Origin of the sequence: Emticicia agri (assembly GCF_004168285.1) — a bacterium.
Taxonomy (GTDB): Bacteria; Bacteroidota; Bacteroidia; order Cytophagales; family Spirosomataceae; genus Emticicia; species Emticicia agri.
This window is the reverse complement of record NZ_SEWF01000007.1, coordinates 1-17,444: the sequence shown is the minus strand read 5'-3', so window position 1 is coordinate 17,444 and position 17,444 is coordinate 1. Positions and strand designations below refer to the sequence as shown.

At 37.8% G+C, this 17,444-nt stretch carries 13 protein-coding genes; 10 read left to right on the top strand and 3 right to left on the bottom strand.

Annotated elements, in window-relative coordinates:
* Positions 1 to 10 precede the first annotated feature (10 nt).
* Positions 11 to 2,518 (top strand): translocation and assembly module lipoprotein TamL, encoded by a 2,508-nt coding sequence (tamL, locus tag EWM59_RS06235; protein ID WP_130020089.1) that lies wholly within the window; start codon positions 11 to 13, stop codon positions 2,516 to 2,518.
* 7 nt (positions 2,519 to 2,525) lie between these two features.
* On the opposite strand, the gene EWM59_RS06230 is transcribed toward tamL, so the two are convergent.
* Positions 2,526 to 3,842: a gluconate:H+ symporter gene (locus EWM59_RS06230; RefSeq protein WP_130020088.1), complete on the bottom strand. Its 1,317-nt coding sequence runs from the start codon at positions 3,840 to 3,842 to the stop codon at positions 2,526 to 2,528.
* Between the two features lie 228 nt (positions 3,843 to 4,070).
* On the opposite strand from EWM59_RS06230, the gene miaB reads away from it, so the two are divergent.
* The 7 genes from miaB to EWM59_RS06195 all read left to right on the top strand — a co-directional run bounded on the left by miaB (position 4,071) and on the right by EWM59_RS06195 (position 14,349).
* Positions 4,071 to 5,513 (top strand): tRNA (N6-isopentenyl adenosine(37)-C2)-methylthiotransferase MiaB, encoded by a 1,443-nt coding sequence (gene miaB, locus EWM59_RS06225; protein ID WP_130020087.1) that lies wholly within the window; start codon positions 4,071 to 4,073, stop codon positions 5,511 to 5,513.
* Positions 5,514 to 5,520: 7 nt separating this feature from the next.
* Positions 5,521 to 6,834 (top strand): sigma-54 interaction domain-containing protein, encoded by a 1,314-nt coding sequence (locus EWM59_RS06220; RefSeq protein ID WP_130020086.1) that lies wholly within the window; start codon positions 5,521 to 5,523, stop codon positions 6,832 to 6,834.
* Positions 6,835 to 6,910: 76 nt separating this feature from the next.
* Positions 6,911 to 7,372: an LptE family protein gene (locus tag EWM59_RS06215; protein WP_229239290.1), complete on the top strand. Its 462-nt coding sequence runs from the start codon at positions 6,911 to 6,913 to the stop codon at positions 7,370 to 7,372.
* 140 nt (positions 7,373 to 7,512) lie between these two features.
* Positions 7,513 to 10,356, top strand: coding sequence for a carbamoyl-phosphate synthase large subunit (carB, locus tag EWM59_RS06210; RefSeq protein WP_130020084.1), 2,844 nt, complete (start codon positions 7,513 to 7,515; stop codon positions 10,354 to 10,356).
* Between the two features lie 114 nt (positions 10,357 to 10,470).
* Positions 10,471 to 11,535: an aminopeptidase gene (locus EWM59_RS06205; protein WP_130020083.1), complete on the top strand. Its 1,065-nt coding sequence runs from the start codon at positions 10,471 to 10,473 to the stop codon at positions 11,533 to 11,535.
* A 46-nt stretch (positions 11,536 to 11,581) separates the two neighbouring features.
* Positions 11,582 to 12,370 (top strand): DUF3108 domain-containing protein, encoded by a 789-nt coding sequence (locus EWM59_RS06200; RefSeq protein WP_130020082.1) that lies wholly within the window; start codon positions 11,582 to 11,584, stop codon positions 12,368 to 12,370.
* 56 nt (positions 12,371 to 12,426) lie between these two features.
* A complete protein-coding gene (locus EWM59_RS06195; protein ID WP_130020081.1) occupies positions 12,427 to 14,349 on the top strand; it encodes an acetoacetate--CoA ligase in 1,923 nt (640 codons plus the stop codon).
* Here the strand turns inward: EWM59_RS06195 and EWM59_RS06190 are convergent.
* Positions 14,346 to 14,618: a hypothetical protein gene (locus EWM59_RS06190; RefSeq protein WP_165372114.1), complete on the bottom strand. Its 273-nt coding sequence runs from the start codon at positions 14,616 to 14,618 to the stop codon at positions 14,346 to 14,348. The genes EWM59_RS06195 and EWM59_RS06190 overlap by 4 nt on opposite strands.
* 179 nt (positions 14,619 to 14,797) lie before the next feature.
* On the opposite strand from EWM59_RS06190, the gene EWM59_RS06185 reads away from it, so the two are divergent.
* Entirely contained in the window at positions 14,798 to 15,361 is a 564-nt protein-coding gene (locus EWM59_RS06185) for a thioredoxin family protein (RefSeq protein WP_130020079.1), read from the top strand.
* Positions 15,362 to 15,373: 12 nt separating this feature from the next.
* On the top strand, positions 15,374 to 16,543 hold the full coding sequence (locus tag EWM59_RS06180) for a hypothetical protein (RefSeq protein ID WP_130020078.1): 1,170 nt from the start codon (positions 15,374 to 15,376) through the stop codon (positions 16,541 to 16,543).
* On the opposite strand, the gene EWM59_RS06175 is transcribed toward EWM59_RS06180, so the two are convergent.
* Positions 16,536 to 17,408, bottom strand: coding sequence for an IS982 family transposase (locus EWM59_RS06175; protein WP_229239262.1), 873 nt, complete (start codon positions 17,406 to 17,408; stop codon positions 16,536 to 16,538). The genes EWM59_RS06180 and EWM59_RS06175 overlap by 8 nt on opposite strands.
* Positions 17,409 to 17,444 lie beyond the last annotated feature (36 nt).

The window sequence follows — 17,444 nt, the reverse complement described above, 5'->3', positions numbered from 1 at the left end:
AATATAATTTATGCGTTTTTCTTATTTATCACCAAGACATACCAGAACCCCAAAAGCACAAACAAATGTCTTGATTGATAAAATTAAATACCTGCCTTTGCTTTTCATACTCTTTATCTCGTGTTCACGCAAAGTACAATTAGAACCCAGTGAGTACCGATTACACAGTCTGGCGTTCAAAGGTAATAAACAAATTTCAACTGAGGAATTGGAATACCTGATTCCACCTACCCAAAAGCCAAATCGTCGCCCGTTTAATTTACCCATTACCCCTTATGTAGGCTTGTATAATCTGGGAAAAGCCTTTTACGATTCGGCTAAAATTAAGAGCCGACATGATAAATGGAATGCTAAACTTAAAGCCTTACCTGACTCTGCTAATTTTGATGTTGATATTGAAAAAAAGAGGGCAAGGTATCAGCGTAAAGTAAACATTTATAAAGACCGATTAGAGACCAGAGAAAACTGGTGGATGAAAAACGTAGGTGAACCACCTGCTAAAATTACTGAGGCGGCTATTAAACGTACTTCTGAAACCATTCAGAAATATATCTATAATAAAGGCTATTTTGATAACATAGTTACCTATCAGATTGACTCTGTCAGTAATAAACGAGGGATAAAAATCACTTATCAGGTAGATGAAAAAAATGCTTACTATATAGATAGCATTACTTATGATATTAAAGACCCGCGTGTAGATAGCATTATAAAAGTTACCATAGTTTCTGCCATGATAAAACAGGGGCAACATGTAGATATGAATAATATTACATTAGAGAAGGGTAGGATAGAACTATTATTGAAAGACGAAGGGTATTATAATTTTATAGCTAAAAATTATATTTCGACAGAGATTGATACCACAGACTATATCAAGCGGAATTACAGAGTTAATGTAAAAATGCTGATAAGAAACCCGATTGCAAGAAATCAGCATGAGCAGTTCTACTTTGAATCAGTAAACTTTATTTCTGCTGACCCTTCAAACGACCCGACAGTTAGGGGAGATACTACGCAAACCACTTATAATGGAATTAATTTTACTTTTATAGGTAAAAGGTTCCCCGCGAGATTATTAGATAAAAAGATTCTGCTCAGACCCAATCAGCTTTTCAGAATTTCGTTGGTGAACGAAACAAACCGCCAGTTATATGGTCTTGACCAGTTTGCATTTGCCAATATTCGTTTTACTCAATTGCCTGATAACCGGTTACGAACAGATATTATTGCTCCTACTAACCCTAAATATACTGCTTCATATAATTTTGATGTGAATAATATCAATGGGATTTTAGGCGGAGGAGCTAATGTTTCATTAAGAGCAAGGAACCTTTTAAGCGTGCTGGAAACCACAGAACTTGGTTTAAGAGCCAATTTGGAAGGTCAGCCGGGGTTAGATACAACGGTTCAGCGAAGCCGTGAATTAGGGGCAAATCTGGCATTCAATTTCCCGAAGATTATTTTTTTCAATAGAATTGCCAATATGTTAAGCCTGAAAAGCCCACGCACGCAGGTAGCTTTAAGTTATAATAATTCAGCACAGCAATTGTATCGCAGACAGGTTTTTCGTCTGACAGGAAATTATTCATGGCTGAAATCGAAATATGAAACTATTCAGATTTCACCGTTTGATATTAACCTGATTAATACACCCTACAAAAGTTTTACTTTTGATTCTATTCTAACTTCAGAGGCAGCACGTGGCAATAATCTGAAAGTATTATTTGACCCCCAATTCGTTTCGAGTATTAACGCTACTTATATTTTTAATAATCAGGTACAGGGCAAAAATATCAGGGCAAGGTATCTGAGGATTTTTGTAGAATCGGGTGGCACTACCCTTAATTTTTTTCCGAATAAAAGTAAAATCAATTTTATTGACCAGTTATTTCCACTGGATACTATTCAACGAGCCTATTTCAGGTTTATTAAGGTAAATGTTGATTTCAGGAAATATTTTCCGATTAATTCACGGGATTCGTGGGCATACCGGGTAAACGTCGGGGTAGCACATCCCTATGGAGATAATCAGGCGTTACCCTTTGAAAAGAACTTTTTTATTGGTGGGCCGAATAGCATTAGAGCCTGGCGACCACGTTCGTTAGGCCCTGGGTCAGCGCAAGGGGTAACAGTTGGTAACCGTTTCTTTCAGCAACCCGGAGATATTCTGTTAGAAGGTAGCATAGAATACCGCAAATATATGTTTAGATTCATCGGTAACTGGAATGCCGGCTTATTTATAGATGCAGGAAATGTTTGGAAATGGTATCAGATTTCGTCTAAATTCAATGAAGCCAATTTTGACTGGACACGATTCTATAAAGAATTTGCTGTGGGCACAGGGGCAGGTATCCGCCTGGATTTAGATTATTTTGTGGCTCGTTTCGACTGGGGTGTAAAGGTAATTGACCCCTCAAGAGAGGAGGGAGACCGATTTGTTTTAGATAAAACCCGGTTTGGGAGAAATAACGATTATTATCCTGTTTTTCATTTTGCCATAGGATATCCTTTTTAAAAGGTATTTATCCAATAAAAACATTCAGTAGCATTACACCTGCCAAACCTGATACAGATACAAGTGTTTCCATGATAGACCATGTTTTGAGTGTTTCAGCCATAGAAAGCTGAAAATATTCTCTGAATAGCCAGAAGCCCGAATCATTGACGTGAGAAAACATCATACTCCCTGCACCAATGCTTAATACCATCAGATGCGGCTCGGTATGGGTAGAAGCTAATATAGGTGCTACGAATCCGGCAGTAGTAATGCCCGAAACAGTTGACGACCCTACGGCCACACGTATGATAGCGGCCATGCCCCAGGCTAATATCAATGGGTGCAGGGATGAAGCCTGCATCATAGAGGCAATTGACTGATTTACTCCGCCATCAGTCAATACTTGTTTTAAAGCCCCTGCTCCTCCGAAAATCAAAAACAACATAGCTACTTCTTTGATAGAATCACCCAACAGGGTTGTTATCTCTTCCATGCTTTTACTTTGTTTGATTCCCAGAGCATAAATGGCGAATAGCACTGAAATAAACATACTTACGATAGGGTCTCCTACAAATGCAAAGAACTGATATAGAAAAGAATCTTTGACAAAGTAAGGGAGAATAATAGTAGAAATACTGATTAGCAGAATAGGTAACAACACAGATAGAAAACTCATGAAAGCCGAAGGCATCTGTTCTTTGGTTAATTCAGGCGCAATAAAGGCTTTGTTGGGTAAGGTCAGGTATTTTTTTAGCGTACCACCAAACAATGCCCCCGAAACAAGGATTGCCGGAATAGCCACGATGATTCCGTAAAAGAGTGTTAACCCCATATCTACCTCAAATTGTTTCACAATAGCTAATGGGGCAGGGTGGGGAGGCAAATAGCCCTGGGTAACCGAAAGTGAAGCCAGCATAGGGATGCCAATATAAACCGCAGGTAATTTGTACCGATAAGATACCGTAATTACCAAAGGTGCCAAAAGCATGAACCCCACCGAATAGAAGAGGGGTAGGCCTACTATGAATCCTGTAATCATGAAAGCCCAACGCACATAACCTGTTCCGATTATATCCATCATTCTGGTAGAAATTCTTTGCGCTGCCCCACTTTGTGCCACTAATTTGCCCAACATGGCTCCCAAAGCAATAATTGAGACAATAGAGCCGAGCGTGCCACCAATACCTTGCTGAACAGCATTCATGATCTTGGCAGGAGGCATTTGTAAAGCCAGACCTACGCCTAATGTTACAACCAGAAACGAAAGAAATGTATGGAGTTTGAAATAAGAAATGAGCAATATAAGGATAATAAGCCCAATAATAGTAATGAGCAAAGGCATAAGGACAACAGGTTATAAGGTTGAATGTGTGGCAAATTACAAAGGATTATTGAAAATAGATAGGAGAAAAAGCGTGTAAATGCCCAATTAAGAATAATTAATTGAGTTTTTTCTGACAATCTGTCAGTATTATAGTAAATTTGTGTCTTAATTCAGCAATCCGGTTGAAGAGCAGAAGAACTTTATTTTATTCAATTGGGTTGTGTTTGATAAATCAAGGTAGCAATCATGAGTTTAATAACCAGCAGATTAGAAATTCTGAAAGAAGAAGATAAGAAAGATTTAGATGTAGCACGTGTAAGTGTTGATGAAGAAAGTAGTAATAAACGCAAACTATACATAGAAAGCTATGGATGCCAGATGAATTTTGCTGACAGCGAAATAGTAGCGTCTATACTACGGGAAAATGGTTTTGCGACTACCTCTAAGATAGAAGAAGCAGAATTGATTCTGTTGAATACCTGTGCTATCCGTGAAAACGCCGAACAGAAGGTCAGAAACCGCCTGCAACATCTGGTACCAATGAAGAAAAAACGCCAGCAGGTAAAAATTGGCGTACTGGGCTGTATGGCAGAGCGATTGAAGACCAAGTTTCTGGAAGAAGAGAAAATTGTAGATATGGTAGTAGGCCCTGATGCCTATCGTGATTTGCCGAACTTGATTAATGAGGTAGAAGACGGGCAAAAAGCAGTGAATGTGTTTTTGTCGAGAGAAGAAACCTATGCCGATATTACACCCATTCGTTTAGATTCGAACGGTGTTACGGCATTTATAAGTATTATGCGGGGCTGCGATAATATGTGCAGTTTTTGTGTGGTACCTTACACCCGTGGGCGTGAAAGAAGCCGTGACCCATTTTCGATTGTAAAAGAAGCTACTGAGCTTTTTGAACAAGGATATAGGGAGGTTACACTTTTAGGGCAAAATGTTGACTCTTATAAGTGGAAAGGGGTAAACGGAGAACTGAATACTACCACTTTTGCCAATCTGCTGGAAATGGTAGCTTCAATTAATCCCGATTTACGTGTACGGTTCTCTACTTCTCATCCAAAAGATATTACAGACGATGTGCTTTATGCCATGAAGAAGCATGAGAACGTTTGTAAATATATTCACTTACCAGCGCAAAGCGGTAGTAGCCGTATTCTTGATTTGATGAATCGCACGTACGACCGTGAATGGTATATGGGTAAGATTGATAGAATACGTGAGATTCTTGGCGTAGAGTGTGGGATTTCGCAAGATATGATTACCGGATTCTGTACAGAAACCGAAGAGGATCATCATGATACACTTTCATTGATGGATTATGTGAAATATGATTACGGATACATGTTTGCGTATTCAGAAAGACCTAATACGCCGGCAGCCAAAAAGCTCACTGACGATATACCAGCTGAAGTAAAGAACAGACGATTGACTGAAGTGATTGCCAAGCAACAACTACATTCATTAGAGCGTAATCAGATGGCTATTGGTAAAGTGCATAAAATTTTAGTGGAAGGATTCTCTAAACGTTCGGCAGAACATTTATGTGGAAGAAATGACCAGAATAAAATGGTTGTGTTTCCGAAAGAGAATTTTAAAAAAGGTGACTATGTAAACGTACTGGTAACCGAGTGTACAGCTGCCACCCTGATAGGAAAGGCAGTAGAAGAAGTTTTAGTTTAGTATTAAAATGACCAACAACGCAGAAATACAATCGGTTAAGAATCGGTTTGGAATTATTGGCAATGCCTCTGCATTGAATTATGCTTTGAGTATAGCCGTACAGGTAGCTCCGACTGACCTTACTGTACTGATAACAGGTGAGAGTGGGAGTGGGAAAGAGTCTTTTTCAAAAATAATCCATGCACTGAGCACTCGTAAACACGGGCCTTTTATAGCGATTAACTGTGGGGCAATTCCGGAAGGAACCATAGATTCAGAGTTATTTGGTCACGTAAAAGGTTCTTTTACCGGAGCTATCGACGACCGTAAAGGATATTTTGAAACCACCAACACGGGTACCATCTTCTTAGATGAAATAGCCGAATTACCCATAGGTACTCAGGCACGTTTGTTACGTGTATTAGAAAACGGCGAATTTATTCCGGTAGGTTCTTCTAAAGTAAAGAAAACAGATGTTCGGGTAGTGGCAGCAACCAATGTAAATCTGATTGAAGCTGTTGAAAGAGGAAGGTTCAGAGAAGATTTATATTACCGCTTAAATACCGTACCGATTTATGTCCCCCCATTAAGAGAAAGAGGTTACGATATTGATTTATTATTCAGAAAATTCTCTTCTGATTTTGCTGAGAAAAACCATATCCAGCCTATTGAACTCACCGATAGTGCTACACAATTATTAATGAACTTCCGTTTTCCGGGTAATATCCGTCAACTCAAGAACATAGCCGAGCAAATTACGATTTTAGAAACAGACAGATTAGTTTCGGCAGAGATATTGGCAAAATATCTGCCCCGGGAGCAATCGAGTGGTTTGCCTACGTTACTAAAAGGCATGAACGGAGGCAATGATGGAGGTATTTCGGAAAGAGATTTATTGTATAAAGTGCTTTTTGACATGAGAAAAGACATGACCGATTTGAAAAAGTTAGTCTTGTCGCTTATGCAAGGAGGACAGATAAATCCGGAAATGATGAAGCAGCATAGTGAATTATTCAATAATATTCATCAGGAAGAAAGTGTAGCGCTTGTGCCTCAGAGTATGTATGGCCCTGGAGTAGCCAATCAGTTTCAGCCCTATCAGCCTGTTGATAATGACAGGTTTATCAAGATTGATGATATACAAGACGACAGAGATAATATAGAGGACATTACGCATGAAACGCAGGAAGATTCGTTTTCATTAGAGAAACAGGAAAAAGATATGATTATCAAGGCTTTGAAGAAAAACGGTTTCAAGCGTAGATATGCCGCTTCTGACTTAGGTATTTCGGAAAGAACCTTGTACAGAAAAATCAAGCAATATGATATTGAAGATGAATAATAAAGAAATAAACCAAAGGTTTAGGCTATTTGGAAAGAGAGGGTTTATTCTGTCTCTTTTGTTATTTTATGCATTTTTGCTTGGTTCATGCAAGATTTACTCTTTTACAGGAACCACTCTTTCAAGCGATTTACAAACCATTACCATACAGAATTTTGTAATGAATACCGCCGGAGGACCTGCCAATCTTACGTTGACTTTTACCGAAAAATTAAAAGAATATTATCAGCGTAATACAAACCTGAAACTGAAACCTACCGGAGGCGATTTGTTTTTAGAAGGTTCAATTACAGGGTATGAGCTAACTCCTGTAGCTGCTACTGCCAGCGATAAAGCAGCACTTAACAGGTTAACCATAAGAGTAGAAGTAAGGTTTGTGAATTCAAAGAGTGAAGATGATAGCTTTGAAAAAGAATTTTCGTTTTATCAGGACTTTCCACAAGAGCAAACGCTGGCACAGGTAGAGGGCTCATTAGTACCTAAAATCCTTGACCAATTAGTATTAAATATCTTCAATGATACGGCTGCCCAATGGTAAATCATAGGTTGTGCTAATGAGATATTTTTATCTTTTCTTTGTACTTTTCTAAGGTATTTTCAATCTTTCAATGGTAAAATAAAAATTCTGTACTACCTTTGTTCTTCGATTAACGAATCGAAACCCCTTCACAAAAAAAAATGCCAAAAAATCCCAATATTAAGTCAATTCTTATCATAGGCTCAGGCCCCATTGTCATAGGTCAGGCGTGTGAATTTGATTACTCAGGCTCTCAAGCAGCAAGGTCAATTAAGGAAGAAGGTATTGAAGTGAGTTTGATTAACTCAAATCCGGCTACTATCATGACGGATCCTATCAATGCTGACTACGTTTATCTGAAACCATTGGAGAAAAAATCCATCGTAGAAATTCTGGAAAAACACAAAGCAATGGGCAAGCCCATTGATGCCGTTTTGCCAACTATGGGTGGACAAACCGCACTAAATCTTGCTATTGATTGCGATAAAGGTGGTGTATGGAAGAAATATGGTGTGCAGATTATAGGTGTTGACATTAAGGCCATTGAAACTACTGAAGACCGTGAAAAGTTCAGACTAAAAATGCTGGAGTTGGGTATAGGTGTATGTAAAGGCCGTACCGCCCGCTCATTCCTGGAAGGAAAAGAAATAGCACAGGAAATAGGATTCCCTTTAGTGATTCGCCCATCGTTTACCTTAGGCGGAACTGGTGGTGGATTTGTGCATAGCCCTGAAGATTTTGATAAAGCACTTAACCACGGCTTACATGCTTCTCCAGTACATGAAGTGTTGGTTGAACAATCAATTTTAGGGTGGAAAGAGTATGAATTAGAGCTACTTCGTGATAATAAAGGCAATATCGTAATTATTTGTACCATCGAGAATTTCGATCCGATGGGTATTCATACAGGAGATTCTATCACGGTAGCACCTGCTATGACCTTGCCGGACACCATTTATCAGAAAATGCGTGATATGGCCATCAAGATGATGAATGGTATCGGGCAATTTGCAGGTGGCTGTAACGTTCAGTTCTCATTGCACCCAGATACTGATGAAATTATTGCTATCGAAATTAACCCTCGTGTAAGCCGTTCGTCAGCGTTAGCCTCTAAAGCTACCGGATACCCGATTGCAAAAATTGCTGCAAAAATGGCTATTGGTTACAACCTTGATGAGTTGATTAACCCGATTACCGGAAGTACTTCTGCATTTTTTGAACCTGCTATCGACTACGTAATTGTAAAAGTACCACGCTGGAACTTTGATAAATTTCAGGGAGCTGACCGTTCTTTGGGGTTACAGATGAAATCGGTAGGGGAGACGATGGGAATAGGCCGTAATTTTCAGGAAGCTCTGCAAAAAGCCTGTCAGTCGCTTGAAATACGCCGCAATGGTTTAGGAGCAGATGGTAAAGAACTGAAAGACCAGGAAGCACTGAAAAAATCATTAGCGAATCCATCATGGAATCGTTTATTCCATATCTACGATGCGTTTAAAGCAGGTCTTTCTTTTAAAACGATACAAAACCTTACCAAAATAGATAAATGGTTCTTACGTCAGATTGAAGAACTGATATTATTAGAGAAAGAAATTGAGAAATTCTCAATTAATGATTTACCAAAAGATTTATTACTGACTGCCAAGCAAAAAGGCTATGCCGACCGTCAGATTGCGCATTTAGTAAACAGCAAAGAAAGTGAGGTTTTCAGTAAAAGAAATGCCTTGGGTATCAAGCGTGTCTATAAATGTGTTGATACCTGTTCTGCCGAATTTGAAGCTAAAACACCTTATTATTACTCTACTTTTAATGCCAATCAGGAGAACCCAGATAACGAATCGGTAAGTTCTAATAAAAAGAAGGTTTTGGTATTGGGTTCGGGACCTAACCGCATCGGTCAAGGAATTGAGTTTGACTACTCTTGTGTACATGGGGTTTTGGCAGCTAAAGAATGTGGTTATGAAACCATCATGCTGAACTGTAATCCTGAAACTGTATCGACAGACCCTGATATTTCGGATAAATTATATTTTGAGCCTGTATTTTGGGAGCATGTGTATGACCTGATTCAGCATGAGAAACCTGAAGGTGTAATTGTGCAGTTAGGTGGACAAACTGCCTTGAAGATGGCAGAAAAACTAACCAAATATGGTATTAAGATAATAGGAACTTCTTATGACGCTTTAGACCTGGCAGAAGACAGAGGTAGATTCTCGGAACGTTTAAGAGAGTTAGCTATTCCCTATCCTTTGTTTGATACGGTCCGCTCGGCTGATCGTGCCGTAGAAGTATCACGTGAATTAGGATTTCCTCTTCTGGTGCGCCCAAGCTACGTTTTAGGTGGGCAAAGTATGAAAATTGTTATCAACGAGCAGGAATTAGAACAACACGTAGTGAAAATTCTGAATGAAATTCCTGATAACAATATTCTAATTGACCATTTTCTGGAAAATGCCATTGAAGCCGAGGCTGATGCTATCTGTGACGGAAAAGATGTGTATATCATTGGGATTATGGAACATATTGAACCTGCGGGTATTCACTCGGGAGATTCTTATGCCTTATTACCTCCGTTTGATTTAAGCGAGAATGTAATTGCCCAGATAGAAGAATATACTAAGAAAATTGCTGTTGGCCTGAATACTGTTGGATTAATCAACATTCAGTTTGCTATAAAAGATGAAAAGGTATATGTAATTGAGGCGAATCCAAGAGCTTCACGAACAGTACCATTTATCTGTAAAGCTTACCGTGAGCCTTATGTAAATTATGCTACTAAGGTGATGTTAGGTGAGAAAAAGGTAAAAGACTTTAAGTTTAAACCTTATAAAAAAGGTTATGCTATTAAAATACCTGTTTTCTCATTCAATAAATTCCCGAATGTAAATAAAGAATTAGGGCCAGAAATGAAATCGACAGGAGAAGGTATTTATTTCATCAAGGATTTAACTGATGATTTCTTCTTGCAAGTATATTCGGAAAGAAATCTTTATTTAAGCAGATAATTTTAAGAAATGTTAAATACAAAGCCATTCTGAACAGAGTGGCTTTTATTTTTGTTTATTCAAGAGAGTATAGTTTTCTTTATAGAAAATTAAGGATTCAATTTTAATGCGAATATGTGGCTTGGCTTCAAAAAGTTTATCAAATATTTTTTTCTTGTATTCTTCATAATCTTTGCAGGCTTTATTGCATTCAATTTTGATGCAGCAGTTTATGGCTTTCGCCAGGCAAAAGGCCAACTGAAAATCATCTTTAATACCCGTCCGGTAAAAGAAGTTATGGCCGATAAAACATTTCCTGACTCATTAAAGAAGCGTATTGAACTAATTCAGGAAATTAAAAAATTTGCCGTTGATTCTTTAGGCTTGAATCCATCAGAAAACTATACAACTTTTTACAACCAGCATGGCAAACCTATTTTATGGGTCATGACGGCCTGTGAGCCTTTTGAGCTGAAAGCAAAAAAATGGCATTTCCCTATAGTGGGCACTTTTAGTTATAAAGGCCATTTTGAAAAGCCACTTGCTGATAGTGAGATTGCAGAATTGAAAAAACAAGGGTACGATACCCAATTGAATGAGGTTTCGGCGTGGAGTACTTTAGGGTATCTGAAAGACCCTATTCTGAGTTCAATGCTTTACTATTCAGATGCGAGGTTGGCATCTTTGATTATTCATGAATTGACACATGGAACACTATTTGTGAAAAATAATCTTGAGTTTAATGAAAACCTTGCCGATTTTATAGGAGAGTATGGTGCTATCCGATTTTTAGCTTATAAATATGGTAATGATTCAGAAGAGCTAAGAAAATATAAACTATCTAAAAAGTATGGTGATGCTTACACAAAGCATTTAATCAGAGGGGCAAAAAAATTAGATAGCCTTTATAATAGTTTTAATAAAGACTTAACAATCAGCCAGAAAACTTCGTATAAATTTGATTTAATAGGAAAAATAATAGCTTCTACCGATACGTTGATGAAAGGAGAAATGCAACAATCACTTAAAAAGAATCGAAGACGTACTACTCAAATAAATAACGCCTATTTTATAGGTTATCTGACGTATCAGAGTAAGCAAAATCAATTTGAAGAAGAGTTCCGGACGAAATTCAATCAGGATTTTAAAAAGTATCTGGCACACCTTAAAGAGGCGTATCCGAGCAGTATAGTTTTCTGATATTGGCATGTTTTTTTAGTTATACCTATTGTTTAGAAAAATTGAGATGAAATATCTTGTGAAAATATTGATGATTTGTTTTTTATTCGTTGTCTCATCGTTTGTTTTGGGGGATACCTATCGATTTATTCCCAACACAAGCTTTAAGGCCGGAGAATACTTTGAATATAAGGTTAAATACGGAATATTGCCCGTGGGAGAGGCTACGGTAGAAGTAAGTCCACAATTATATTCTGTGAATAGCCGTACTTGTTACAGAGTTAATGTTTTTGGTCGTACTACCGGTTTAACAGACCTTTTTCATATCAGAAACACCTATCGTACTTATCTGGATACGGCGGCTATTCTGCCGCAAAAATTTCTGATGAGTTTACAGGAGAATAATTATAAAAAAGACCAGGTTATTGTTTTTGACCATGCGGCTAATTCGGCCATGAGAGAACAGAATAATGAGAAAAAAGCATTTAACCTGCCTAATAATATACACGATGTAGTGTCGGGGTATTATTTTCTGAGAACACTGGATTATGCAAAAATGAGAGTAGGAGAGACCGTTACTTCGCCGATGTTTTTTGACGACCAGATTTACAACATGAAAGTAAAGTATAATGGAAAGGGGGTCGTAAAAACAAAATTCGGAAAAATTGATGTGATTAAACTGACACCTGTTTTACCTCAGAATGAAATGTTTAAGGGTGAAGATGCCATAAAAATATGGGTATCTGACGATAAAAATCGGGTACCAATCAGAATAGAATTAGAATTTCCGATTGGCAGTGCCAGCATGGAAATTAAAGGATATAAAAATACCCGCTATAATTTTGAATGGCGATAAAATTGTTTAAAATATAAAACTATCTTCCTAATATTGCCTAAAAATCATTGATAGGCATGAATATTCCTCTTTGGACACCCTCCTCCACATATATCGAACAATCCAATTTAAAGAAATACGAATCCTGGCTTGAGATTCATAAAAACCTATCTTTTAAAGATTATGAGGCTTTATGGCAATGGTCAGTTAATAATATTGCGGAATTCTGGGAGTCAATCTATGAGTTTTTTGAAATTAAAAGCCACACAAATTACCAATCGGTATTAAGCCAACCAACAACCGGAATGATTGGCACAAAATGGTTTGAAGGAGCTACATTGAGCTATGCTGAACATATATTCCGTTATAAAACTGCTGAACGTCCAGCAATTACCTTCCAATCTGAAATTCAGCCTTTGATCGAAATTTCATGGAAGATTTTAGAAAATAGAGTTTCAGCCCTGCAACATTATCTACTGAAAAAAGGTGTGCAGAAAGGAGACCGAGTAGTAGGGTATCTGCCCAATACGCCTGATACAATTGCTATTTTTTTAGCTGTAAATTCTATTGGAGCTATCTGGTCTTGCTGTTCGCCTGATTTTGGCTTAGAAAGCCTGATTGACCGATTTCAGCAGATAGAACCTACCATTCTTTTTGCTTGCGGTAATTATCATTATGGCGGAAAGGTTTTTGACAAAACCGAAATAGTAAAAGAGTTATCAGGTAAGTTGCCCTCATTGGTAGAAACAGTTATTGTAGAAAGCCCGGCCTGGAAAGCGATATTATCTTCTATACCAAATCAACCTTTGACTTTTACACCTGTTGCATTTAATGACCCTATCTGGATTCTTTATTCATCAGGCACGACAGGAAAGCCCAAAGCCATTACACATAGTACAGGTGGAAATCTTATTGAACATCTGAAGGCTCTTGCTTTGCATCAGGATGTGCAGGTAGGAGAAAGATATTTCTGGTATTCGACAACCGGATGGATGATGTGGAATTTTGCGCTATCATCGCTCGCTTGTGGAGCTACTTTGTGTTTGTATGATGGTTCGCCTGCTTATCCGGATATTAATGTTTTATGGCAGTTTACCAAAGATGCCAGAGTTGACCACTTTGGCGGTGGAGCGGCTTTTTACATTAATTATATGAAGCAGGATACGCATTTTTTGAGGGATAATAAGCTTAAAATTAAGACACTTGGCTCAACAGGCTCACCTTTACCACCACAGGCTTTTGACTGGATTTATGAAAATATTTCTCAAAATCTACACCTGATTTCATTAAGCGGTGGCACAGACGTATGTAGTGCATTTATGGGTGGTTGTCCGTATTGGCCTGTGTATTCCGGTGAAATACAGTGCAGAATGTTAGGAGCTAATATCGAAGCATGGAATGATGAAGGTAAACCTGTATATGAGGAGGTAGGAGGGTTGGTGATTAAAGAGGTAATGCCTTCTATGCCTTTATTCTTCTGGAATGATGCTGATAACCAGAAATACCAAAATAGCTACTTTGAAAAGTATCCTGATGTATGGACGCATGGCGACTGGATAAAAATTACTAAAAATCTGGGTATTGTTATTTATGGCAGGTCTGATGCCACCCTGAACCGTGACGGTGTAAGAATAGGTACGGCAGAAGTGTACAATGCAGTTGATGCGATAGCAGAAATAAAAGATAGCCTTATAATTTGTATAGAAAAAACTGATGGCAGTTTTTTTATGCCGTTATATGTGGTTTTGCAAGAAAATGCAGTGTTAGACGAGGCATTGAAAACCCAAATTAAGGCTCAGTTACGCAAACAATATAGCCCAAGACATGTGCCTGATGCTATATTTGCCGTTCCTGAAATACCTTATACTATTAGTGGAAAAAAAATGGAAATGCCCATCAAGAAAATCCTGATGGGCACTCCGGTTGAAAAAGCGGTTTCTCTGGACGCTATGCGAAACCCTCAATCTATTGACTGGTTTAAGAACCAAAATATAGCTTAATATCTTCCACGGTGATGACGGCTATTGTTACGATAACGTCTGTCGTAATCACGGTGATGATGATGTCTGTTATATTTTGGAACTACCACAACTCTTGTTCTTGGCTGAACTCTGTAATAAGGACGATGAACAACCGCAGGCCTATCATAGTAGCGAACTGGTCGGCTACTATACACACAACTTGAAAGCGACAAAGTAAGCAGGGCAAAGACACCTACCAAGGTTAGCGTACGAAATTTTGACTGATTTTTCATAATTTTTATAGACATTTTAATGCTTAGATTAATAAAATCCTGAATGGTTTAATTGATGGAGTTGTTTAGGATTGTTTCTTTGTTTTAAAATCCTATGCAGTTTCAATACTCCCATGACAATTAAAACGATTTTTATCCTCATTATGATATTAAGAAAATCCTTAAATTGCTTTTTAAATCTTTCAAACTGAATTATGGCTCGCACTGAATCAACTATGCTTCCTATCGGGACTCTGGCACCCATTTTTATATTACCTGATACCATTACAGGACAATTGCTTTCCTTGAACGACTTACGTTCGGAAAAAGCTACTGTGGTGATGTTTATCTGCAATCATTGTCCGTATGTATTGCATGTAAAAGATGAGTTGGTAAAACTGGCAAAAGATTATCAGCCTAAAGGTGTTTCATTTGTTGCTATCAGTTCAAATGATGCAGAGCAATATCCGCAAGACGGGCCGGAAGCCATGAAAGTTTTTGCCCGTGAGTCAGGATTTACCTTTCCGTATCTGTACGATGAAAGCCAGGATGTAGCCCGTGCTTATGAAGCCGCCTGCACTCCTGATTTTTATGTATTTGATGGTGCTTTAAACTTACGTTACAGAGGTAGATTAGATGATTCCCGACCAAAAATGGAAAATCCCAAACCCGTAACCGGGAGCGATTTAAGAGGAGCTTTGAATGCTATACTGGCTAATCAGTTAGTATCAGAAATTCAATATCCAAGTATGGGATGTAATATAAAATGGAAACAATAAACTACACATACAATGACTAAACCCTACCGTTATTATGAAAGTCTTAGCCCTTTGGACGTTAGTTTCTGGAATAATATTTTAGGTTTTACAGTGGCCGGAGCTGCCATTGGGGTATTTTTTCAGGCCAATTATAATAGTGGATGTGGTGATTTTCCGCAACATTATCAAGCAGTAGGGTATGGTGCGATGATAGGAGCTGCTGTTGGATTACTTTTTAATGTATTGTATGGGAAGATTCCTAATGCTTACAGAGTTCAGCCAATGCTTGTTTTTCTACTCAGAATGTATCTGGCCTGGATAATTATGAGTTATGGTCTGGCTAAAGTTTTTGCTTCTCAATTTCCTCAGTTAATGGCAAATATGGACGCCCGCCTGATAGAATTATCGCCCATGCGCGTGGCCTGGGCATTCTTTGGGTACTCTAAAGGTTATCAGGTTTTTTTAGGCTGGGGAGAAGTGATTCCGGCATTCTTACTGCTTTTTCGCCGCACCACCTTACTTGGGGCATTATTGATGGTAGTAGTGCTATTGAATGTATGGTTAATCAATATCTTTTTTGATGTTTGTGTAAAGCTCAATTCATTTACTTACCTGTCTGTTGCTTTTTATATTTTATTGCAGTACAGCAATAGGCTCTGGAAATTCTTTTTCACCAATCAGGAAGTTCCGGCTCCCTATTATCCTGATTTGGCTGATAAACAATCGTTCAGGTATCTTGGATACGGCATTAAAGCATTGCTAATGTTTTTTATTCTTTATCAACCAGTAGTAAGTATCTGGGATTCTCTTTTTACTACTGAAACAACAACTCCAAAAAATAAACTCTATGGAGCCTGGAGAGTAGAAAAGATGGAAAAATGGGTAAATGATAAATGGATAGCGATGGCGGAGACAGATTCGAGTAACTTTAACAGATGTTTTTTTGAGGGTTATGCTGGGGTTCTGCAAAGCCCTTTGAAAAGACAAAGGTTTATTTACTTTATGGATTCTACAGAAACGCAGGCTACGCTTAGTTTTATTGATAACCAGAATACCCGTTATGAAAGTCAGGTGTGGACACTTGAAAAACCTAATGCTGAAAAACTTTTGCTAACCGGTAGATTGGGAAAAGACTCTCTGAGAAGTGAATGTATTTTGCGTAAGGATAAACTTATATTTAACGTGAATTCGATGTTTATTTAATGATGAAAGTAGCTGGTTTAGTCTCATAAAAGCAATATGCAATTAGTCCACCAAAAGTATGAGCCATAGCATTGATAGGATTTCTATGTCTGGTATGATCTATGTCAAAAACAGTCATTAGAATGTCATTGACAGATTCTATCAAAGCCCGTTTTTTTAGGTTGATTTTGTCTTTTATTTTCATCAGTTTATTTTTCATATTTTTTCTGACTTTAGTAATCAATAAAAGCCCTCTGAGATAGTATTGTTCAAAGAGTTTAGTTAGATATCCTTTATCACCAAAGCATTGTCCTTTTAGACCATCAAACATATAATTCATAAGTCTGTCATCATTATCAGAGATATTGGCTGGTGTAAGGGCGAAATTAATAATTTGACCTAATTCATTGATTATCAGGTGGGTTTTTAGTCCATAGAACCAACCAGTAGAAGATTTTCCACGACCAGCAAACCCTACAAAGACTTTATTTGAATGAATTCGTCTATTATCACAAACGGGCATTTTCTTACTATCAATAAAATAATTACCCGTCCTAATAGAAAACAAAGAAAGGTATTTTAAGAACATTTGTAATCTCAGAGTCTGATAGGGAATTAATTCAATAAAACGATTATATGAAGGTATTTTAGGGAAATCTTTCACTAAAACATTCCTTACTAAATCTTGATAATAGTACTGAAAGCATTTATATCCTGAATAATGATAGAATATAATAAGTGTCAAAATTTCACTATCACTTAAGGTACTTAAGGGTTGGTTTTGGTTTGCAGGTACCCCCCTTTTTGCTAACCAATTATCAAATAATTGACAGAAATCATCGCATCTCACAAAGATTTCAATTAGCTTATTTTCATTATATTGCATAAGAATTGGGGTGATTTTTGAGGTTTATGGACGGGA

Coding starts and splice junctions, on each gene's coding strand:
- EWM59_RS06220 (WP_130020086.1), top strand. CDS start 5,521: ATGACCAACAACGCAGAAATACAATCGGTTAAGAATCGGTTTGGAATT.
- EWM59_RS06200 (WP_130020082.1), top strand. CDS start 11,582: ATGAAATATCTTGTGAAAATATTGATGATTTGTTTTTTATTCGTTGTC.
- EWM59_RS06185 (WP_130020079.1), top strand. CDS start 14,798: ATGGCTCGCACTGAATCAACTATGCTTCCTATCGGGACTCTGGCACCC.
- EWM59_RS06175 (WP_229239262.1), bottom strand. CDS start 17,408: ATGCAATATAATGAAAATAAGCTAATTGAAATCTTTGTGAGATGCGAT.
- carB (WP_130020084.1), top strand. CDS start 7,513: ATGCCAAAAAATCCCAATATTAAGTCAATTCTTATCATAGGCTCAGGC.
- EWM59_RS06180 (WP_130020078.1), top strand. CDS start 15,374: ATGACTAAACCCTACCGTTATTATGAAAGTCTTAGCCCTTTGGACGTT.
- tamL (WP_130020089.1), top strand. CDS start 11: ATGCGTTTTTCTTATTTATCACCAAGACATACCAGAACCCCAAAAGCA.
- EWM59_RS06195 (WP_130020081.1), top strand. CDS start 12,427: ATGAATATTCCTCTTTGGACACCCTCCTCCACATATATCGAACAATCC.
- EWM59_RS06230 (WP_130020088.1), bottom strand. CDS start 3,842: ATGCCTTTGCTCATTACTATTATTGGGCTTATTATCCTTATATTGCTC.
- EWM59_RS06205 (WP_130020083.1), top strand. CDS start 10,471: ATGTGGCTTGGCTTCAAAAAGTTTATCAAATATTTTTTTCTTGTATTC.
- miaB (WP_130020087.1), top strand. CDS start 4,071: ATGAGTTTAATAACCAGCAGATTAGAAATTCTGAAAGAAGAAGATAAG.
- EWM59_RS06190 (WP_165372114.1), bottom strand. CDS start 14,618: ATGTCTATAAAAATTATGAAAAATCAGTCAAAATTTCGTACGCTAACC.